Annotated in this window: 17 protein-coding genes; 6 read left to right on the top strand and 11 right to left on the bottom strand. The window is 41.4% G+C overall.

Annotated features, from left to right (window positions below):
- Positions 1-84: 84 nt before the first annotated feature.
- Positions 85-609 carry an acyl-CoA thioesterase gene (locus tag ABDD95_RS06320; RefSeq protein ID WP_345951060.1) on the top strand — a complete coding sequence of 175 codons (525 nt, stop codon included), beginning with the start codon at positions 85-87 and terminating at the stop codon, positions 607-609.
- 102 nt (positions 610-711) lie between these two features.
- On the opposite strand, the gene ABDD95_RS06315 is transcribed toward ABDD95_RS06320, so the two are convergent.
- Positions 712-1,695 carry an aldo/keto reductase gene (locus ABDD95_RS06315; protein ID WP_345951059.1) on the bottom strand — a complete coding sequence of 328 codons (984 nt, stop codon included), beginning with the start codon at positions 1,693-1,695 and terminating at the stop codon, positions 712-714.
- An 88-nt stretch (positions 1,696-1,783) separates the two neighbouring features.
- Positions 1,784-2,188 (bottom strand): EVE domain-containing protein, encoded by a 405-nt coding sequence (locus ABDD95_RS06310; protein ID WP_345951058.1) that lies wholly within the window; start codon positions 2,186-2,188, stop codon positions 1,784-1,786.
- Between the two features lie 502 nt (positions 2,189-2,690).
- On the opposite strand from ABDD95_RS06310, the gene ABDD95_RS06305 reads away from it, so the two are divergent.
- Positions 2,691-3,134: a hypothetical protein gene (locus tag ABDD95_RS06305; protein ID WP_345951057.1), complete on the top strand. Its 444-nt coding sequence runs from the start codon at positions 2,691-2,693 to the stop codon at positions 3,132-3,134.
- Between the two features lie 90 nt (positions 3,135-3,224).
- The gene (locus tag ABDD95_RS06300) at positions 3,225-3,476 is read left to right on the top strand and encodes a hypothetical protein (protein ID WP_345951056.1); all 252 of its coding nucleotides are present in this window, start codon (positions 3,225-3,227) and stop codon (positions 3,474-3,476) included.
- Positions 3,477-3,549: 73 nt separating this feature from the next.
- On the opposite strand, the gene ABDD95_RS06295 is transcribed toward ABDD95_RS06300, so the two are convergent.
- Complete coding sequence (locus ABDD95_RS06295) at positions 3,550-5,319, bottom strand: PAS domain-containing protein (RefSeq protein ID WP_345951055.1); 1,770 nt, start codon at positions 5,317-5,319, stop codon at positions 3,550-3,552.
- Positions 5,320-5,499: 180 nt separating this feature from the next.
- Here ABDD95_RS06295 and ABDD95_RS06290 point away from each other — a divergent pair, with 180 nt between their 5' ends.
- The gene (locus ABDD95_RS06290) at positions 5,500-5,694 is read left to right on the top strand and encodes a hypothetical protein (protein ID WP_345951054.1); all 195 of its coding nucleotides are present in this window, start codon (positions 5,500-5,502) and stop codon (positions 5,692-5,694) included.
- A 62-nt stretch (positions 5,695-5,756) separates the two neighbouring features.
- Here ABDD95_RS06290 and holA read toward each other — a convergent pair whose 3' ends face one another.
- Entirely contained in the window at positions 5,757-6,779 is a 1,023-nt protein-coding gene (gene holA, locus ABDD95_RS06285) for a DNA polymerase III subunit delta (protein WP_345951053.1), read from the bottom strand.
- A gap of 64 nt (positions 6,780-6,843) precedes the next feature.
- Between holA and ABDD95_RS06280 the strand changes: the two genes are divergently transcribed.
- Complete coding sequence (locus tag ABDD95_RS06280) at positions 6,844-7,302, top strand: type I restriction enzyme HsdR N-terminal domain-containing protein (RefSeq protein WP_345951052.1); 459 nt, start codon at positions 6,844-6,846, stop codon at positions 7,300-7,302.
- Here ABDD95_RS06280 and ABDD95_RS06275 read toward each other — a convergent pair.
- The 6 genes from ABDD95_RS06275 to ABDD95_RS06250 form a co-directional block, all read right to left on the bottom strand.
- Positions 7,299-9,125 (bottom strand): ATP-binding protein, encoded by a 1,827-nt coding sequence (locus tag ABDD95_RS06275; RefSeq protein WP_345951051.1) that lies wholly within the window; start codon positions 9,123-9,125, stop codon positions 7,299-7,301. The two genes, ABDD95_RS06280 and ABDD95_RS06275, sit on opposite strands and share 4 nt — an antisense overlap.
- Positions 9,126-9,222: 97 nt before the next feature.
- Positions 9,223-11,907, bottom strand: coding sequence for a valine--tRNA ligase (locus tag ABDD95_RS06270; RefSeq protein ID WP_345951050.1), 2,685 nt, complete (start codon positions 11,905-11,907; stop codon positions 9,223-9,225).
- 274 nt (positions 11,908-12,181) lie between these two features.
- Positions 12,182-13,030, bottom strand: coding sequence for a TonB family protein (locus tag ABDD95_RS06265; protein ID WP_345951049.1), 849 nt, complete (start codon positions 13,028-13,030; stop codon positions 12,182-12,184).
- Positions 13,031-13,253: 223 nt separating this feature from the next.
- Positions 13,254-13,829 (bottom strand): DUF4468 domain-containing protein, encoded by a 576-nt coding sequence (locus ABDD95_RS06260; protein WP_345951048.1) that lies wholly within the window; start codon positions 13,827-13,829, stop codon positions 13,254-13,256.
- Positions 13,830-13,886: 57 nt separating this feature from the next.
- Complete coding sequence (locus ABDD95_RS06255) at positions 13,887-15,005, bottom strand: porin (protein ID WP_345951047.1); 1,119 nt, start codon at positions 15,003-15,005, stop codon at positions 13,887-13,889.
- 195 nt (positions 15,006-15,200) lie between these two features.
- Complete coding sequence (locus tag ABDD95_RS06250) at positions 15,201-16,544, bottom strand: ammonium transporter (protein WP_345951046.1); 1,344 nt, start codon at positions 16,542-16,544, stop codon at positions 15,201-15,203.
- Between the two features lie 368 nt (positions 16,545-16,912).
- On the opposite strand from ABDD95_RS06250, the gene ABDD95_RS06245 reads away from it, so the two are divergent.
- The gene (locus ABDD95_RS06245; RefSeq protein WP_345951045.1) at positions 16,913-19,084 is read left to right on the top strand and encodes a glutamine synthetase III; all 2,172 of its coding nucleotides are present in this window, start codon (positions 16,913-16,915) and stop codon (positions 19,082-19,084) included.
- A gap of 62 nt (positions 19,085-19,146) precedes the next feature.
- Here the strand turns inward: ABDD95_RS06245 and ABDD95_RS06240 are convergent, their stop codons facing one another.
- Positions 19,147-20,508, bottom strand: coding sequence for a pyridoxal-phosphate dependent enzyme (locus ABDD95_RS06240; protein WP_345951044.1), 1,362 nt, complete (start codon positions 20,506-20,508; stop codon positions 19,147-19,149).
- Between the last annotated feature and the right edge of the window lie 184 nt (positions 20,509-20,692).

Below are 20,692 nucleotides of genomic sequence, written 5' to 3'. Positions count from 1 at the left end.
GCATCCATTTCTTCCGCTTCTCGTACCCGCTCTCCACCCCTTACCTGTCGCTCGCGCTCTGACAAAAAATTTTATCTTTGCCTTATGCAAGCCAAAAAGCCTCAGGAATCTTTAGTTATAATGAATGAACTGGTATTACCTAATGATACCAATATGATGCACAACCTGATGGGGGGGCGCTTGCTGTACTGGATGGATATTGCAGCGGCCATGTCGGCCCAAAAACATAGTAACCGCCTGGTGGTTACCGCATCTGTTGACAATGTTTCCTTTCAGCAATCTATTAAACTGGGCGATGCCGTAACTATTGAGGCCAAGGTTACGCGTGCATTCAACAAATCTATGGAAGTGCGGCTGGATGTGTGGGCACAGAACATACCGTCGGGTACTAAAGTTAAGAGCAATGAGGCTTATTATACCTTTGTAGCGTTAGATGATGCGGGCAAGCCAGTGGCTGTTTCTGAAATTGAACCAGAGACCGAGCAGGAACAACTGATGTATGACGGCGCATTACGCCGTCGTCAATTACGTCTTATATTAAGCGGCCGTATGGAACCCAATGATGCTACCGAATTGAAAGCGTTATTTTTGGCAGCTAAGCACGAGTAACCTGACTAATCATCTCAGAAGCAATTCATCTATTAAAAAATAAAGCTGTCCCTTCTTACTTACGTTCGAAACAACAGCCCTAATATTGAGATGAGGCTTTGCTTAAAAATGTCCCCTTATTTTGTCGTAAATCTGTTCATCGTACAATTTTCTTAATTGCTGATGCACATCTGCAGATAACGGAGCCAGATCTGATGCCTCTACATTACTGCCAACCTGGCTAATTTTTGAAGCCCCTGGAATAACTGTAGTTACTTCAGGATGGTCTAAAATCCAACGGATAGCCCACTGCGCCATCCGTTCGTCAGGTAACAGTGTTTTAATTTTGTCCGAAAGGTTAACCCCTTCTTTAAAATCTATTCCAGAGAACGTCTCACCTGCGTTAAATGACTCACCATTTGCGTTAAAATTACGGTGATCATTACTTTCAAACTTAGTTTCTTGAGTAAACTTTCCGCTTAAGAGCCCGCTGGCCAGAGGCACACGCACAATCAGTGCCACTCCTTTTTCTTTGGCTTTGGCAAATACCTCGTCGGCCACATGCTGGCGAAACAAATTGAAGATGATTTGCAGCGATGCCAATCCCTCTTGCTCCAAGCATAAAAGCGCTTCTTCCGAAGTCTCCACACTGGCGCCGAAATGCTTAATTAAGCCTTCGTGCTGCAATTTGCGCAAGTGGTCAAATACCTTCCCCGAGCGCATTTCTTCAGTAGGAATACAGTGTAATTGTTCTAAAAACAATTGCGATACCCCCAGGTGCTGTAGCGAATCTTCAGCCTGGCGCTTCATAGCGTCGTAAGTAAAGTTTTGCGGCCATCCATTGCCATCATCGCCACGCCGACCTAACTTTGTAGCAATGTAAATTTTTTTGCCAACCGTTTTTAAAAATTTACCAATAACCGTTTCGCTCACGCCCATGCCGTATACATCGGCCGTATCAATAAAGTTACCGCCTGCATCGGTGTAAGCTTTTAATATTTGTAAGGCTGCCTCTTCGTCAACATTGCCCCAATCTGCACTGCCTAACTGCCATGTGCCCAAGCCCACTTCGGCCACCTGTTCTTCTTTAAATGATCTGTATTTCATGGTAGATATCGAAAATTGATGTCTTTTTAATAATGCTGTTTAAGACGAACAAACAACTTTACTTAAAGATTGATACTGCAGTTATTATTTAACTGCCCATTTCAATGATGCGGTCAAACTCTGTGGCCTTAAGTTCCATTACCGACAAACGACCTTGCCTAACCAGCGAAATGTCTTTTAACTGATCATCAGCTTTGATCTGCTCGAGCGTAACAGGTTTTTTCAAAGATTCAACCGGCGACAAATCTACCACTACCCAGTTAGTATCATCCGTAGTTGGATCCTGATAAGCTTCTTTAACCACCTTGGCAATCCCTACCACCGCCTTACCCTCATTACTATGGTAAAACAGTACTAAATCGCCTTCCTGCATTGCTTTCAGGTTATTACGCGCCTGGTAATTGCGTACCCCATCCCAAAAGGTCCGTCCATCCTGGTTAAACTTTTCCCAACTGTATTTGAAAGGTTCCGATTTGACTAAAAAATATCGCATAAATCCCTGATTCTGATAATGTTTAAGCAGTTTTGCTTTGTCGTCAGAAGGCCTAACGACGACAGTAGCTACAAAATAAGGCAAAAAAATGCAACAATGAAAAAGGTCGCTACTAATTCATGGCATAGGAAGACTATGAGTTCTTTCTAGCCGGCCTAATCATTGTGAAGGCATAGACAAGCTATTTATTTACTTCCACTACATAGTAAGTGGCGAACAGAACCAGGACGACATTTACAGGCTTGCAAGGTGTAAAACTGTTTGAAATAATAAGGACCTATCTTGTTGCATGATCCTAACGTATATACAATGGTTGTAGGTTAGCTCTGTTCTTCACCCCTCTTAAGGGATAGCCTTTTTTAAGTATTAAATAATCATAACAAGCATGTGATTTCCGCCTTTAAGGTTTGCAAAAGCATTACCGAAAAAACATCGCATACTAATTTGTCCGATTTTAATGATTATCTGCAAACCAGAGCATTAAACATTTGTATTTAAGAATATGGTATCTGACAAAGATTCTCCCTCTCAACTTTATGCTATCAGCAGGTCTCAAATAGAGCATGATGACATTTCCATAGGCATGAGGCTGATCTGGCTTAATAACTGCCTGGCATTTATGTTTGGTGTATATGCTGCAGTTACCCTATTTTCATCACCAACTACCTACTGGCATGCCAAGGCACAAATGTTAAGTATTGTGCTCCCGTATGTTGGCGTATTGGTAAGCCTCTTTACCTTGTTAGATATCGTAAAGGCTATAAGGCGGATGAGCAATATTAGAAAAGATTACGAACTACATAAGAATGCCGAACTTAGCGGCATACCCATGCTGGATGGAACTTATTTCGACCGCCTGTTTCAGCGGCTCTCCCCGGTAGCACAAGCCCTGTTTTTTTTGCTGATCTGGCTCTACCTTCTGCTTTATGACAAGCAGGTGTTTTAATGCATATTGCATCATTAACACTTACGTCAGCTTGCTTTTGTTTGGCTATGCTTGTAAATTAAACATTTATTGATTGCTCACTTAATGGTTATGGACGAACGCTTTTTGTTAGAAGTGATTTATAACGGAGAAGTATTAAAGTATGATGCTGAATTTCGCAATTACGGCTATGTCCAAAAGGTAGCGGTAGATTTGGATGGCTTAATAGTATTTTTTGAGCCCGATGAAGAAGGAAGTTACAGAGCATTAATCAACCCAGAACAATTATCTGACAAAAATAACAAGCTGGAAATTGGTTTACTTCAGGCTATTGCTTTAAGATTACAGGCGCTTCAAGCGTGAACTAAGATGTTGTTTTGAAGGAAGCCACCAGTACAATAATTTTTTTCATTAAATGTGGCCGGCAAGTATTTGATTAAGCAAAAGGTATCTTCATATAAAAAGTTGAGCCTTTTTTTACCTCGCTTTTAACGGTTAAGTGCCCGCCCAGCGCCTCTATGTGGCTTTTTACTAAAAACAAGCCCAGGCCTTTCCCTTCAACCTTAAAATCAAATCGTTTGTAGGGCTTAAATAATTCATGGCCGTGCTTATTCAAGTCAATACCTTTACCGTTATCGGCAACATAAATTACGGTATGCTCATCCGTAAGGTAATAATCTATTTTAATGTAAGGCGTTTGGTGTGATTTATACTTAATAGCGTTACTGATTAGGTTATAAAAAATGCTGTGAAGGTAAGCGCGGTTGGTGCGCATTACCACTGGTTTAACCGGTATTTTCACATCTGCATCAGTCATTAAAATTTGGGGCTGTAAATCTATCAATACCTGTTGCAGGGTATCCTGTAAGTTTACGGGTTCTTTCAACAGCTCTTTGCTTGCATTATTTACGGTAAGTATATAACTTAAGTCTTTAATTACGGTGTCGAGATTGCTGGCCGATTTAGATAATTCCTTGAGCGTCTGATTTAACGTTTCGCTGTCGTCTTTAAATAACTCCATCAAATTAATTAGTCCAACGATATTGGCTACAGGCGAACGAAGGTTATGCGATACAATGTATGCGAACTGGTGCAGTTCCTTATTTTGCCGATACAAATCATCGGCCAGTAAACGGAGTTCCATTTCTGTTTTGCGTTTTTCAGTGATGTCAGAATGTATAGTAATACACATTTCCATCTCACCTTCCTCATTCAAAACGGGCGCAAGTCTAAGCAAGTTCCAATAACTGGTTCCATCTTTTTTATAACAGAGCACTTCGCCTTCCAATGGCAGGCCGTTCGCCATTTTTTGCCGGGCTACTTTAGCTACCTCTGTGTCGGTTTCGTCCATTTTAAGCAATTCTCCCAAACCCTTGCCTATGGCATCCATGCGGGTGTAACCGCTCATTTGCGTAAACCCATCATTAATAAGCTCTATCTCAAAATTCTTGTCCAACACCGCCACCCCATTGGTAGCTTTATCGGCCACAAGTGATAGTTTTTTAAGATTTTGCTGCAGCGCTATTCGTTCGGCAATATTTTTTACTACTAAATAAGTTTCGATAGTTTTGCCATGATAAATAACAGGTATCATGGTTAAGTTTACATCCAGTGGTTGTTGTTGGGCTGTCAAAATCTGAATATCAAACGTTGACCCTTTACCGAACTTGGTTGTATTAACGTATTCTCGTAACACCCGCTGACGGTATTTGGTAAGCACAAAATTCACAAACGCGGTTTGTTGCAATACAGCCAGGTTGTAACCTGCATCGGCGTAAAGCTGCGGGTTAATATTTGTAACCTCGCCATCGTTATTTAACCTTAACACACCAAATGGATGCCCTTCGAAAAAGGAAGCATGTGTTTGTTTAACTTCATCCATTTCCTGCTGCGCCTGCTTGGTCACATCACTCAGGCTAATCATTATGGTGTGGCTGTTGTTGCCTTGTTGCGGCAGGCAAGTAAGTACCATGCCGGCCCATTTAACTGCATCTTTGCAAAAAAAAGCTATACGCGGCAGGTTAAGGCTATCCTGAAAATAAGGCTCACTCAAAAAGTTGTTAACTAACTGCGCGTAGGTAGGTAGTAAGTAATTTTGTATGGGCTTTTGCTGTAATTCAGAAAGATGATAACCTGACCAGGCCTGAAATGAATTATTAAAAAAGGCTATTCGCCCTTCTGCATCCAGCAGCAAATGAAAATTCATGTATGTAACGTTGGGATGATGCCATCCGAAAGTACAACTAAAAACTCTAAAGCGTAAATTAAAGAGGTGATATTATTATAACTGTTATTTAAGTTAAAAGGAACTTTACTCAAAATTAAAATATGCCGCAAAACATTCATTTCTTTAGACAGTTTAAACAAAAAGCTCAATAACTATAATATGAAAAACGGATTATTTGAATACGGAGACGAGGTGGTAATTACGGCTACCGATGAAAAAGGCACTGTAAATATAAACCAGTTAAAAGATGGCGATCCTGTTGAGGTAGCACTGGCATCGGGAGAGGTAAAGCAGTTTAACGAAGATGAACTGGACTTTGATGAAGATTACCAACCAGACAATACAGGCGAATAACGTATAAAACCAAGAGTTAAGAAACTAAAACCATGTTATTATTCCTTAGCTCTTGGTTCTCTTTAATGCAGTACCTTAAATACTAATTCTTTTAAGAGCTCGCCGTGCGATGCAGAAGAGTTTAGGCCTTTGCTTTTAAGATCATACTCGCGTAGCCAGCCTATAATTTGGGTAGAACGATAATAGTCGAAGCTGCGGGCTGCCATTTCATAATCCTTGATAAAATATGGGTTTACGCCCAACTCGCGTGCAACGTTTTGTGGTGTTTTATCTTTCACGTAATGGTACAGTAGTACCTTACTGAAAAAATTATTAAGATTACCTAGTATAAGCACAATAGGGTTTGCCTTGGGGTTAGCTTCAAAATAATTTATAATCTGATTGGCTTTTAGCACATCTCTTTTAATAAGCGCCGATTGCAGCTCAAATACATTGTATTCCTTGCTTATACCAATATTATCCTGAACATCCTTTAATCCAATCTCCTGCCCTGCCGCAATGTTGAGCATTAGCTTATCCAGCTCGTTAGCTATCTTAGAAAGATCATTACCCAAATACTCACAAAGCATGGCAGCCGCCTGGGCGCTAATTCGATACTTTTTTTCGGTGGCATAGCTCTCAATCCAGGCCGGTATCTTATTATCATACAAAGATGTCGACTCAAATACCAAACCGTTCTTCTCAATGGCTTTGTAAGCCTTTTTGCGCTTGTCAAACTTTCCGTACTTGTAACAAAATACCAGTACAGTACTGTTAAGTGGATTTTCGAAGTAGCTCAGCACTGGGTTTATGCCTTTCTTATCGGCATCTTCCTTGCCCCACTTCATATCTTGTGCTTCTTTTATAAGGATAACCTGGTATTCAGCCATCATTGGGTAACGCTTAGCTGCGTTAAGCACCGTCATTATATCGGTATCCTTTCCGTACAAAACGGTTTGATTAAAGCCTTTTTCCGCATCAGACAGCACATTGTCTTCTATATAATTGCCAATCAAATCAATAAAGTACGGCTCCTCTCCGTGCAGCAGGTAAAGCGGCTTAAAACGGCGGTTTTTTATATCTTTTATAATGTCGTTAGCGGTCATTGTATAAGGGCAAATTTACGAATACCGATTAGGATTTGGCAGATTTAATACGGAATTTAGCCGCATGGATTTGTTGCAGCCTTTGGCTTTGCCACCCTACCCTTTTAAGTTAACAGAGCAAAGCGGCCAACTCTATATATTTGACGATATACGTAAAAAGCAACTGGTTTTAACCCCCGAGGAATGGGTACGGCAACACTTTGTGCAGTACCTTATTCAGCAAAAAAGCTATCCCAAAACACTTATTAAGCTTGAGGGAGGGCTCAAAGTACATGGTATGGCCAAACGATCCGACATCGTTGTATTTAATCCGGCGGGAGAAAAAGTATTAATGGTTGAATGCAAAGCGCCGGGCGTGGTCATAGATCAAAAAGTATTTGACCAGGTTGCCCGTTATAACATAACTCACCGCATAAAGCTGCTGGCAGTTACCAATGGCTTGCAGCACTATTATTGTGCCATTAACTTTGACAAGAAAAACTACCGTTTTTTAGAAGAACTGCCCGCCTACGGGTTATTTTAAGCCGACGGTTGATTAAACATGGCCTTACGGTTCACTAACGTAATAATCTTCTGCTTTAGCTCTTCAGGTTTAAAAGGTTTCGAAACATAATCGTTCATACCTGAACTAAACACTTTTTCGCGTATATCAGTTAACGCCGATGCAGTTAACGCAATGATAGGTATACTTGCCTTTTGCGAATCGGGCAGTTTACGTATCTCCATAGCAGCATCAAACCCGTTTAATACCGGCATCTGCAAATCCATCAGTACAATATCAAAGTTGCCATACTGCATCATTTCTATTGCACGCTCACCATTTTCGGCAAACGACGCCTTTACTTGCCACTTCGAGAAAAATTTCTTCATAAGCATGGTATTAACCATGTTATCCTCTGCTACCAGTATATTAAGGTGGTTTATTTGACTATCACTGTCATCACTGCTACTAACTTTTGCAGCAGGCTCTTCTAGTCTTTCTGTTGCTACAGGCAAATCAAGATTAAAAGCAAACTCCGATCCCTGCCCGGGCTTACTGTTGACTTCCATTTGCACACCCTTTAACTCCAGTAAACGTTTAACTATGGCTAAACCTAAACCGGTACCACCATATTTTCGCGTAGTGGTAATGGATTCTTGCGTAAACGGTTCGAATATCGCCTTTAAGTTATCGCGCTCAATGCCTATGCCCGAATCCCTAACAGAGAACCGAATCAGGACCTGATTATGCCTGTCTTCTACACAATTTACCTTTACTTCAACAAAGCCCTGGCGGGTAAACTTAATGGCGTTGCTTACCAGGTTAAAAATAATCTGTGTAATACGGGTAGGATCACCAATTACAATGCGGTTACGCAGTGCATCATCTATCTTTAGCTTAAATATCAGGCCTTTTTCGTTTGCCTTGATGATCTGGCCGCCGCAAATATTGTGCATCAACTCCATAAGGTTGAACCGAATGTTTTCAAACACAACCTTCCCTGATTCGATCTTATTAAAGTCGAGCACATCGTTTACAATAGCCAGCAAGTTGTTGGCCGAAAATTTGAGTATTTCCAAATTTTCCAACTGATCGGGCCGTGGGTTACCCATTAATAACAGGTTGCTCATCCCAATCACCGCGTTTAATGGTGTGCGTATTTCATGAGACATGGTAGACAAAAACTCTGACTTGGCATGCGACGATTTCTCGGCCTTTTCGATAGCTGTTTCCAAATTCACATTGAGGCGAGCCTGGTCTTCGCTGGTACGTTTAAGTTGCCAGATATTCTTCAAAAATGCATTGTAGAAGTGATTGTGTATGAACACCATCAAAGTAAAATTCGCTATAACGCAAATGATAATGGTGGATTGCTCTAACACCTCAGGCTTCATGTCGATGATGTATATGTTATTATAGCTATAAACCATAAATAACAGAACAGGCAACAAATTGGCTAATGAGTATAACAAGCCCCAATTTTGCCCAAGCATATAGAAAGCAAATATGATAATGAGCAGTACTAATTGCACTGTTAATATATCAACTTTTTGAAAAATCAAAAATGCGTCCGAAAGGTTGATAATTGTACCTATCACCAGCAGAATATGAGCAACGGCTTTCCAGTCAGCTTTCCACGTTAAGTATTTAAATAACACGGCAGCTATAACCAATACGCTTGCGGCAATTACTACTAATGCGCTTTGATGCAAAAAGAGCACATTTATTAATACAGCACTTACAGATACAAAAACCAGAAACATACCATAATACAACAAGCGAATACGCGCTTGCGTAAGCATTGACTGCCCGGCAAACACAATATTCTTTATAGAGAGGTTAAAGAAACCTGCTTCGTTACTCATTTTTATTACAGTTTGTACTTATCAATTAGGGTTAATAATAAGTATTAGGTTGGGCAATAATTAAAGTTGTTTATTTGGTATTACCCCTGTGGTGCAATTAGTTTGCCAAAAAATTCAAATTATCTTCAATTATCTGCAGCTTGGCTTGTGCATCGGCCTTTTTCTTGCGCTCATTCTCTATAATTTCGGGCTTTGCGTTATTAACGAATTTTTCGTTAGATAGTTTAGCATCAACAGATTTCAGGAAGCCGATTAAATACTCTTTTTCCTTTTGCAAGCGTACCCGCTCTTCTTCTGCATCTATATTATTGCTCAACGGTATAAAAAACTCGTCTGTTGATACCATAAAGTTTACAGCGCCAGCTAATTTATCATCTGTGAAGCCGATGCTCGAAATATTACCCAGCTTAGTGATAATGGACAGAAAAACCTCATACTTTACCATTGAATTCTGCTTGATGAATAGTTCGAGGCTTTCTTTAGGAGACAGCTTTTTTGCGTTGCGGGTATTGCGTATTTCAGTAATTATCTGTTTTATATTTTCGCATTGGGTTAACAGTTGTGTATCTGTTTGCTCAACTACAGGCAATTGTGCAACAATACAGCAATCTCCAGCCGCACGGTTTCCAAATAGGTCGTCATGCCATAACTCCTCGGTAATAAAGGGCATAAACGGATGCAATAACTTCAGTATATCTTCAAAGTAAGCTATTGTCACTCTAAAAGTCTCGGCATCAATGGGCTGCTGATAAACCGGCTTAACCATTTCAAGGTACCAGGCACAAAAATCGTCCCATACGAGTTTATAAACGGCCATTATGGCTTCAGATAAACGGTACTGATCAAACAGGCCTTCAATTTCACCCAAGGCTTCGTTGAAACGGTTTTTAAACCAGCTTATCGCCGTCGTGTTAGGATTTTCTAACTCCTGGCTTACCTCCCAGCCTTTTACCAACCTGAAGGCATTCCATATCTTATTGGCAAAATTACGGCCTTGCTCACAATAGCTTTCATCAAACATGAGGTCGTTACCTGCGGGCGAGCAAAGCAGCATACCCACGCGTACACCATCTGCACCGTATTTTCCGATCAAATCTATAGGATCGGGGGAATTACCAAGCGATTTTGACATTTTACGGCCCAGTTTATCGCGCACTATACCAGTTAAGTACACATTCTTAAACGGCGCTTTACCTTTAAACTCATGCCCCGCCATAATCATACGCGCCACCCAGAAGAACAGGATCTCAGGTGCAGTTACCAGATCGTTAGTTGGATAGTAATAATTAATATCTGCGTTGTCAGGGTCCTTAAATCCATCGAAAACAGAAATGGGCCACAACCATGATGAAAACCAGGTATCCACCACATCTTCATCCTGGCGCAGATCTGCTATAGTTAAGTGTGTGTTTTGTGTATCCAGCTTCTTAGCTTCTTCTAAAGCCTCAGCAGCCGTTTTAGCAACTACAAACTGCCCATTAGGAAGGTACCAGGCGGGTATTTGTTGTCCCCACCAGAGCTGCCGGCTAATGTTCCAGTCGCGCACGTTCTCCATCCAGTGCCGGTAGGTATTAATGAACTTATCGGGTATGAGTTTTACGTCACCATTTAATACATAATCTAGCGCTGGTTTGGCCATCTCGCCCATCTTGCAAAACCACTGCATAGATAGTTTAGGCTCAATTACAGCGTCAGTACGCTCCGAGAAACCTACTTGCGATTTGTATTCTTCAACTTTATCCAACGCGCCGGCCTCTTCTAACAGCACGGCTATCTTTTTGCGAGCTGCAAAACGATCTTCGCCTATAAGTATCTCGGCACTGTCATTCAACGTTCCGTCATCATTTAAGATGTCGATCACCGGCAAATTGTGTTTTTGGCCCAGCTCATAGTCATTTAAATCGTGTGCAGGTGTCACTTTAAGACAGCCTGTACCAAAATCCATGGTTACATACTCGTCCAGTATTACTGGTATCTCGCGGTTAATTAGCGGCACTTTAACTTTCTGACCATGCAAATGTGTATACCGCCCGTCTTCGGGATTTATACATACCGCCGAATCGGCCATTATCGTTTCGGGCCGGGTGGTGGCAATAGTGATATAGTTAGCAGGCCCCTCGGTTGTTTGTGCCGGATCAAGTTCATTGATAACTGATAGTTGCTCGCCCACAATTTCATAACGTATGTAGTAAAGTTTCTGATTTACTTCCTTACGGATCACCTCCTCGTCTGATACTGCGGTAAGTCCTCTGGGGTCCCAGTTAATCATACGTACCCCTCTGTAAATCCAGCCTTTTTTATAAAGATGAATAAAGGTATCAATAACTGCTTCAGATAAATCATCCTCCATAGTAAAGCGGGTACGGTCCCAGTCGCATGAAGCGCCCAGCTTTTTTAACTGATCCAAAATAATACCGCCGTATTTCTCTTTCCACTCCCATGCGTAGTTTAAGAACTCTTCGCGGCTGAGGTCAGTTTTAGCAATGCCGCGTTCTTTGAGCATAGCAACAACCTTAGCTTCGGTTGCTATACTGGCATGGTCGGTACCGGGTACCCAACAAGCATTTTTGCCTTTCATGCGGGCCCGGCGTATCAATACGTCCTGAATGGTATTGTTAAGCATGTGCCCCATATGCAGCACACCGGTAACGTTAGGTGGAGGAATAACTATAGTGTATGGTTCACGCTCATCGGGCACCGATTTAAAAAACTTATGTTCGAGCCAGTAGCTGTACCATTTATCTTCAACTTCATTAAACTGATAGGTCTTTGAAATACTCATAGCCTGCAAAAATAATGTTTTGCAGCAAATAACTTAGCTAAGTACAGCAAACGATTACATATAAATATGAATGTTAATTTCGCAGCTATTCCTTTTAAAACTAGGGTGTTTACTCACGAGCCCCGGTGTAAGCTTACACGCCTGCGGTATTTACTACAAGCAAGTACCTGCCCACTATTGGTAAGGTATAAAACTCAATTTTAAGCATAAAAAAAAGCGCCATATTTAATAATGGCGCTCTACTCACATTTAGCAGGGAGGTAGCTGGCTGGCCTTACTCCTGCATTTGGAATACGATTGGAATAGTATATTTCACACGTACAGGTTTACCGTTTTGCATGCCGGGTTTCCAGGCTGGTGCTAATTTAAGCACTCGCATGGCCTCGCGGTCAAGCTCAGATACTACACCTTTTATAACTTGCAGATCGGTTAAACGACCATCCTTCTCAATAATAAAACTGATCACCACACGGCCTTGCACCTCGGTATCAGGGTAGCGTATGTTCTTTTGCAAAAACCTGCTCCACGCAGCTGCACCACCATACGGCTCAGGCATAACGTCTAAACCATCAAGGGTTACGGGATCGTTTGTGTCGCCCTCTCCACTACCTCTTGGATCGGTGATGGGGCCGTTTCCCGGGCCAACCTGGGTTGTGGTATTTAAAACCGGCTGGTTATTCTTGCCCTCATTATTTACGTTCGAAATAACCCTCTCATCAATTGGAGTTGGTTCTGTAGTTACCGGATTATTTGTTACTACCGGTTCAACATATCGACGGCTGGCTACGTCTATTTTCGGTGATGTTACTTCTGTTTTAGGCCCCTGAGCTTGAGATTTAGGTCTTATTTTAGCTTCAATAGGTTCATCTACCTTGGGTGGCTCTATATATTTCGTAGGTCCAACCTCTGTAACTATAGTTACTTCGGCAGTTTTTTTATGCTTAAATGCGATTGTTAAAGATACCGCGGCGACTGTAAACCCTAACACAGTTACGGCTAATGCCTTAAGCATATTTTCGCCGTAATGGGCTCTTAAATCATAAGCGCCATAATTTTTGTTCCGGTCAGCGAATACAAGGTCGAGCCACTCGGTCTTGTACAAATCAAATTTTGAGTTAAGCATAGTGATTGAAATTATATTTTAAATATAACATCAAACACCTCTTATTTATTTCACCGTATCTTATTATTATAAAAATAATATTTACAGATACATGTTATAACAAACTTTCTATTTCAAACGCACTTTTACAAGAAAAAAGCTAATGAATTGTTTAATTCATTAGCTTTTTTAAACAGCCATACGTGCTGATTATCAGCACAAATATAGTTGGCAAAGAAATTATCTACCAATTCTGAGTATCAATTTTCTTTAAACCCGCCGGATTACTTTTTGCCGGCTCGGGGTTATTAATATAATTTTGAATAAGCTTGTCCACTTTAGCACAATAAGCACCCAACTTATCTAAATAATTATTAAGCTGTTTATCTCTTATTTTTCCCTGCGCTTTTTCAAGGGGGGTAGTAATGCCGGTAGGTGCAAACACGCCAAAACGGTTGCGCTGATATGGCGTAAACATAAAATCGGTTATCATGAGCCGGTACTTGTTATCTTTAAAATCAACAGTCAACTTATAGGCAATTTGCCCATCTTCCTGCCCGGTTACTAAACCCTGTTTGTACACCAGCATACCGCCCTTAGCGGCCATGCCGCCGTTATCAACCACAGTGGCAGACTGCACGCCCGACTCATTCTTTTTGAGATATGCTGCCAGCAACTCCGCGCTAACCGGTTTGCTTACCGGCTTTACTTGGAAATAAGTATACTGGTTATGCTCGTTTAACGACAACAGCCCTTTTTGTGCATAGCTAAACTGGCCTATACATAAAGCTATAAATAATAACATTAACTGTTTCATCATAAAAAAGGGCTACCGGGATTAACATCGGCAGCCCTCAAATTTAATTTTTTGTTTTACTTAAAACGCGTACACAGCTGCGAATAAAAATTGGCCGGCTGATTTACTTGGTGCACCACTCTTTTTAAAGAAAGAAGCATCACTTTTGGCGTTATCTAAACGCACTTCAGGAATAAAAGTAAGCGGCCCGGCTTTCACATTAGCCGTTAAAGTAAATGCCTTTACGTTATCACCTGGGATAATATTGGAATAAGGGGCACCTGTTTTGGCCTTATTTTTAAAAAACTCACCTCTTAAACCTAATGTTACGGCATCAGATACCGAGTATTGCGGATACAGTGCGGCACCAGAAAACCCTCCGCCATCTTCTGGCAACGATAAGGTTGCTGCATTTAAGCCCAATTTGAACTTGCTGGTTATTTGATAAGAGGTTGTTAAATCAACTTCAGTACCCGAAGCATAGCCGCTCAACAAATTTACATAGGCTGTCCAACCGGTAACCGGGCTTACCATTAGCTGTGCACCAAAAGTTGATACATCACGGCTTGATTGGTAACTGTTCCAGCTGTCATTAAATACGCCGGCCATCAGGCTTACCTTATCGGTAAAAGCATAAGTAAGCTTTACACCAGCATTTTGAAATGGACCGTTAGTAAATAAATAAGAAGTTGAGTAGTTGAAATTGCCTACCGGCGATATCACCTCATAACCTACAAAAGTAGCCATGTACCCTGCAGTAACGTTCAATTTATCGGTCAGATCATAACCTACATACAAGTTTTGGATGTGGAAGCTTTGGCTACCTATTACATTGGTATTATTGTAAGGTACGCCATTATCATTAACAACAATACCTCCTGTTAAATCCTGATTGGGTATTGATTGCCCCTGACCGCGCGGACCGAACGACAATTCGCCTACAAACAAGGCCTTTTTATACTTCTTTTTTACTCCTAAATCAACCATTCCTATGGAAATAGAATTGGATTCATTGGCAAAGCTGGTAGCAATGTTTGCATTTTTTTTACCGGCGAAATCATATTTGTAATAAGTATCAACCGAGCCAAAGATAGTTAAGCCCGGATCGGCCGTTGCCGGGGTGGCCTTGGTTGTGTCTTGCGCCTGCGAAGCGTAGGCGGCAAACAATAGTGCACCTGCAAGTAAAAATTTCTTTTTCATGTGTGATAATTTAATTAAGGGTTTGATGTTGAATTAATTATACGTTTACCGAATGCCTTTGCAATAGACATACCAATGGCTAACCAGCTATTTTTGTTGAAATAACGCGGGCAATTAAGCACGGCAAATTTTCAGTTAATGAAGCAGATAATAAAAGCGCTGCATTGGTATAAAATGCAGCGCTTTTATTAATATTTACACGGTAAGGCGTTGTGAAGTGTAACGCTCGTCGTGCTGGCTGGCATCCAAACCAAGCTCTTCTTCTTCGGTAGTTACGCGAAGCGGCTCAATTAGGTTAACCAGTTTAAAAATCAGGAATGATACGATAAAGCTAAATGGTATTACTACCGCAAGGCCTTTCAGTTGGGTAATCAGGAAACCCACGTCGCCATACAATGCACCGTTAGGGCCTGCTGCATTCACAGTTTTGGTAGCAAAAACACCGGTAAGGATCATACCTACTATACCTCCCACACCGTGGCAAGGGAATACATCTAACATATCATCAAGGCTGGTAGTAGTTTTCCAGTGTGCAACCAGGTTTGATATAATTGCTGCAATAAAGCCGATAAAGATACTTTGCGGAATTGCCACAAAACCTGCACCCGGCGTAATAGCAACCAAACCAACTACCGCACCAATACAAAAACCTAAAACCGATGGTTTTTTACCGCGCAGTACATCAAAAAACATCCATGATAAACCGGCAGCACCAGCAGCAGTATTAGTAGTAAGGAAAGCAGAAACAGCTAAAGCGTTTGCACCCAGCGCAGAGCCTGCATTAAACCCAAACCAACCGAACCACAACAAACCGGTACCAATTAACACATATGGAATGTTGGCGGGCGGAATTGATAAACCTTCAATATGAGCTTTGCGGCGTTTTAAAACAATAGCACCAGCCAAAGCAGCACAACCGGCTGAAATGTGCACTACAGTACCACCGGCAAAATCCCACACACCCATTACCGCTAAAAAGCCTTTTGGATGCCAGCTCCAGTGTGCTAAAGGCGCATAAACCAGTAAGCTGAACAGAACAGTAAATAAAATGTAGGAAGTAAAACGTATACGTTCGGCAATAGCACCCACTACCAGGCCGGGAGTGATAATGGCAAACATTAACTGGAAAACGGCAAATAAAGAACGTGGAATGGTAGGAGCCAAATTCCATGGACCGCTCGAGTTCACACCTTTGAAGAAAAGGTGGGTACGCGGATCACCAATGAAACCGCCAATAGAATCGCCAAAGCACAGGCTATAACCTACTACGATCCATAAAACAGTTACTACTCCGGCCGCTACCACACTTTTAATCATGGTCGACAATACGTTTTTCCGTGTCACCATACCGCCGTAGAAAAAGGCAAGACCTGGTGTCATCAGGAAAACTAGTGCTGAAGCCACAATTACCCAGGCAATGTCGGCGCCGTTATATTTGGTAACGTCAGTAAAGTCAGGAATAGCGGGAATAAAAATAGAAACGACCGCTATTGCGAGTAATACAATGAAAGGGAGATACCTTTTAAACGAATTTTCCATGCTTTTTTGTCTTTTTGGGTTAGTTTTTAATCATTAAGTGAATATTTTATTTAGTTTTTCTAAATTTAGCAACAAAAATGTAAAAAACTACAAATATTTTTAATAAAATTTTGTCAAAAACACATTTTACCTAATAAAATATCCCCACTTACCTAACAGTACAATAAAATTCGTTTAACAATAAAGCTTCTGGCGTTTTAGTTGGCGTTAGTTACATTTGCTTTAGCTTTTGTTAAGTAACCTTATTATCCACACGTCTTTTTTGATCTTAACTAAGTATTTCACCACATTTTTACATCAATTCCACCTATATATATAAGGTATAGCGCTATATTTGGCAACTTAAAGCCTTAAAGCAGCAGTTATATATGTCTAATATTCGTTTTCAGGCACTTCAAGCAGTGCTTACACGTACAATTCCTGAAGTAAAAGCACCGGCGGCAAAAATTTCAGAGTATTTCGGTTCTAACGTTTTCGATAAAAAGAAAATGAAGGAATATTTATCCAGAGAAGCTTTTGAAAGTATTGCCAATTCCATAGATATGGGTGAGCCTGTTGAACGCGACATGGCAGACCAAGTGGCATCTGCCATGAAGGCTTGGGCATTAAGTAAAGGAGCTACACACTACACGCACTGGTTTCAGCCTTTAACCGGTACTACTGCTGAAAAACACGACGCTTTTTTTGAGCCGACATCCGACGGAGCTATTGAAAAATTCAGTGGCGACGCATTGGCACAGCAGGAACCTGATGCGTCCAGCTTTCCAAATGGTGGCATACGTAATACTTTTGAAGCCCGCGGTTATACCGCCTGGGATCCCTCCTCGCCGGCTTTCATCATGGGCCGTACATTGTGTATCCCTACGGTATTTGTTTCTTACACTGGCGAAGCACTTGATTATAAAGTACCTTTATTAAAGGCGCTGAACGCGCTGGATAAGGCAGCTGTTGATGTAGCGCAGTATTTTGACAAAAGCATTGAAAAGGTAAATGCTTCGTTAGGTATTGAGCAGGAATACTTTTTAGTTGATTTAGCTTTATTTAACGCCCGCCCCGATCTTTATTTAACCGGCCGTACGCTGTTTGGTCACATGTCGGCCAAAAACCAGCAACTGGAAGATCACTACTTTGGTTCTATACCAAGCAGGGTGTACGCCTTTATGCAGGATTTTGAGAACGAAGCGCTGCAATTAGGCATCCCGTTAAAAACACGCCATAACGAAGTAGCACCCTCCCAATTTGAGTGTGCACCAGTTTACGAAGAAATAAATTTGGCTATTGACCATAACCAGCTGTTAATGGATATCATGGATCGTGTGGGCAAGCGTCATAACTTTAAAGTTTTGCTGCACGAAAAACCATACGCCGGCGTAAATGGCTCGGGCAAGCATAATAATTGGAGCATGATTACCAATACAGGTAAAAATCTGCTTTCGCCAGGTAAAACGCCAAAGAGCAACCTCATGTTCCTTACGTTTTTTGTAAACACCATAAAAGCAGTTTATGAGCATGCTGATCTGTTACGAGCATCTATCGCATCAGTAAATAACGACCACCGGCTGGGAGCCAACGAGGCGCCGCCTGCTATTATATCTATATTTTTAGGCAGTCAGTTAAACGATGTGCTCGACGAAATAGAGACCTCACGCATCAGCAAAAAAGCTAAGGAAGAAGCTTTGTTATGGCAAGGCATACCTAAAATACCACAAATATTACAGGATAACACTGACCGTAACCGCACCTCACCTTTTGCCTTCACCGGTAATAAATTTGAGTTACGCGCTGTAGGTTCATCAGCCAACTCAGCTAACCCCATGACCATCCTGAACCTGATCGTAGCCGATCAGTTGAAGAAATTTAAGGTTGAGGTTGATAAGTTGCTAAAAAAAGGCGAAAAGAAAGATGTAGCCTTATTAACCATCATTAAAAGGTACATCAAGGAATCAAAATCAATACGTTTTGAGGGAAATGGTTACAGTGATGAATGGCAGCAATTGGCTGAAGAACGTAACCTGGCCAACATTAAAACTACACCAAAGGCCCTTGATGCACTCATTAGCGAAAAAGCGGAAACGGTATTTGAAAGTACCGGTGTATTTACTCGCCGCGAAGCACATGCACGCCATGAGGTGCTGTTAGACGATTTTTACAAAAAACTCCAGATTGAGGCCCGTGTTATGGGCGAACTGGTAAATAATGTTATTATCCCTGCAGCTATCAACTACCAAACCAAGCTGGTAGAGAACGTAAGAGGCTTAAAAGATATTGGCTTAAAAGAGGATGTCTACGCTGCGCAAATGGACATTATTAGAAAGCTTGCCGAGCACATCAACTTCATTAAAACCAACAATGACGAGATGGTTGACGAACGCAGGAAAGCTAACGTAATTGAAGATGCCCGCGACAGAGCCATTGCCTATGACGAAAAGGTGAAGGCTTACTTCGACCCCATCCGTTACCATGTTGACAAGCTGGAGCAATTGGTAGATGATGCCCTTTGGCCACTTCCTAAATTTAGGGAATTGTTATTTATTAAATAGTTATAACACAAGAAAGCCTCCAAATTGGAGGCTTTCTTGTGTTATAATCAGCAAGTGTGTGATTAAGCTGATATAGCGTTGATAATGTCATATTGCGTAATAATCTCAATCTTGCCTTCCTCATCTTCAACCAGTACGGCAATATTGTCTTTGTTAATCATGCTCGATATTTTATCTATAGAAGCATTTAAGTCAACAAACGGAAATGGTGCAGTAGTGATAGTTTGTACAGGCTGAGATTTAAGCGCGGGGTTCTCCAACAAAGCATCCAAAATATCGCTTTCGGTAATCTTACCTATTACCATACCCTGTTGTGTAACCGGAATTTGCGAGATATTAAGCGTTTTAATGGTATTAATAGCCTCCAAAACTGTTTTTTCCGTATCAATCGTAACAATCTCCGTACTTTCCTTTTTGCGGATAATATCGCGGGCCGTCAGCTTATCGTCTTTTAGGAAACCGCGCTCGCGCAGCCAATCCTCATTATACATTTTACCCAGGTAACGCGTACCATGATCGGGGAAAATGATCACAACCACATCTCCTTCTTTGAAACGGTCTTTCATTTGCAGCACACCGGCCACTGCCGATCCGGTTGAATTGCCAGCAAAAATACCTTCTTGCATGGCTATTTGGCGGGTCATTAAGGCGGCATCCTTATCGCTCACTTTTTCAAAATGGTCAATTAAGCTGAAGTCAACGTTTTGCGGTAAAAAGTCTTCGCCAATACCCTCGGTGATGTATGGATAAATTTCATTCTTATCAAATATTCCAGTCTCTTTGTACTTCTTAAATATAGAACCGTAAGTATCAATACCCAACACCTGTATATTGGGGTTCTTTTCTTTTAAAAACCTGGCCGTGCCTGATATAGTACCGCCAGTACCTACTCCCACCACCAAATGAGTGATCTTTCCTTCCGTTTGTTCCCATATCTCAGGACCGGTTTGCTCGTAATGAGCCTGAGAGTTCGACAGGTTATCATATTGGTTGGGTTTCCACGAATTAGGTACTTCTTTCTCTAAACGTGAAGATACTGAATAATATGAGCGCGGATCTTCGGGCTCCACGTTAGTGGGGCATACAATTACCTCAGCACCAAAAGCGCGCAGGGCGTCAAACTTTTCTTTTGATTGCTTATCGGTACTGGTAAAAATACATTTGTAGCCTTTAATAACGGCGGCAATGGCCAGGCCCATGCCCGTATTGCCCGATGTACCTTCAATGATGGTTCCGCCCGGTTTCAGGCGACCATCCTTTTCGGCGTCTTCTATCATCTTTAAGGCCATGCGGTCTTTAATAGAGTTACCGGGGTTGGTGGTTTCTATCTTAGCCAGCACAGTAGCCTTAATATCCTTTGTTATTTTATTGAGTTTAACCATGGGCGTATTGCCAATGGTTTCCAGTATATTATTACTCCACATAATTAGTAGACAAATTTGGGATTATTAAATGAATATAAAAGTTTTAGTTGCAGAAATTATCGCAACCTCACATTTATACAGGATTAAAAGTAGCCGAACAGCGAATTACGCAAACCTACAAAGCTTGGTTAGCTGCACAATAATAAAGGCGTTCCCCTATAGGGTCATGCTTTAGGTTCATACT

This window comes from Mucilaginibacter sp. PAMB04274, assembly GCF_039634385.2.
In the GTDB taxonomy this organism is placed as follows: Bacteria; Bacteroidota; Bacteroidia; order Sphingobacteriales; family Sphingobacteriaceae; genus Mucilaginibacter.
The sequence above is the reverse complement of the archived record's forward strand: the minus strand, read 5'-3'. Positions and strand labels throughout refer to the sequence as shown.

Coding starts and splice junctions, on each gene's coding strand:
- ABDD95_RS06310 (WP_345951058.1), bottom strand. CDS start 2,188: ATGCGATATTTTTTAGTCAAATCGGAACCTTTCAAATACAGTTGGGAA.
- ABDD95_RS06265 (WP_345951049.1), bottom strand. CDS start 13,030: ATGCTTAACTCAAAATTTGATTTGTACAAGACCGAGTGGCTCGACCTT.
- ABDD95_RS06305 (WP_345951057.1), top strand. CDS start 2,691: ATGGTATCTGACAAAGATTCTCCCTCTCAACTTTATGCTATCAGCAGG.
- ABDD95_RS06275 (WP_345951051.1), bottom strand. CDS start 9,125: ATGAGTAACGAAGCAGGTTTCTTTAACCTCTCTATAAAGAATATTGTG.
- ABDD95_RS06290 (WP_345951054.1), top strand. CDS start 5,500: ATGAAAAACGGATTATTTGAATACGGAGACGAGGTGGTAATTACGGCT.
- ABDD95_RS06240 (WP_345951044.1), bottom strand. CDS start 20,508: ATGTGGAGTAATAATATACTGGAAACCATTGGCAATACGCCCATGGTT.
- ABDD95_RS06295 (WP_345951055.1), bottom strand. CDS start 5,319: ATGAATTTTCATTTGCTGCTGGATGCAGAAGGGCGAATAGCCTTTTTT.
- ABDD95_RS06320 (WP_345951060.1), top strand. CDS start 85: ATGCAAGCCAAAAAGCCTCAGGAATCTTTAGTTATAATGAATGAACTG.
- ABDD95_RS06245 (WP_345951045.1), top strand. CDS start 16,913: ATGTCTAATATTCGTTTTCAGGCACTTCAAGCAGTGCTTACACGTACA.
- ABDD95_RS06280 (WP_345951052.1), top strand. CDS start 6,844: ATGGATTTGTTGCAGCCTTTGGCTTTGCCACCCTACCCTTTTAAGTTA.
- ABDD95_RS06250 (WP_345951046.1), bottom strand. CDS start 16,544: ATGGAAAATTCGTTTAAAAGGTATCTCCCTTTCATTGTATTACTCGCA.
- ABDD95_RS06260 (WP_345951048.1), bottom strand. CDS start 13,829: ATGATGAAACAGTTAATGTTATTATTTATAGCTTTATGTATAGGCCAG.
- ABDD95_RS06270 (WP_345951050.1), bottom strand. CDS start 11,907: ATGAGTATTTCAAAGACCTATCAGTTTAATGAAGTTGAAGATAAATGG.
- ABDD95_RS06315 (WP_345951059.1), bottom strand. CDS start 1,695: ATGAAATACAGATCATTTAAAGAAGAACAGGTGGCCGAAGTGGGCTTG.
- ABDD95_RS06300 (WP_345951056.1), top strand. CDS start 3,225: ATGGACGAACGCTTTTTGTTAGAAGTGATTTATAACGGAGAAGTATTA.
- holA (WP_345951053.1), bottom strand. CDS start 6,779: ATGACCGCTAACGACATTATAAAAGATATAAAAAACCGCCGTTTTAAG.
- ABDD95_RS06255 (WP_345951047.1), bottom strand. CDS start 15,005: ATGAAAAAGAAATTTTTACTTGCAGGTGCACTATTGTTTGCCGCCTAC.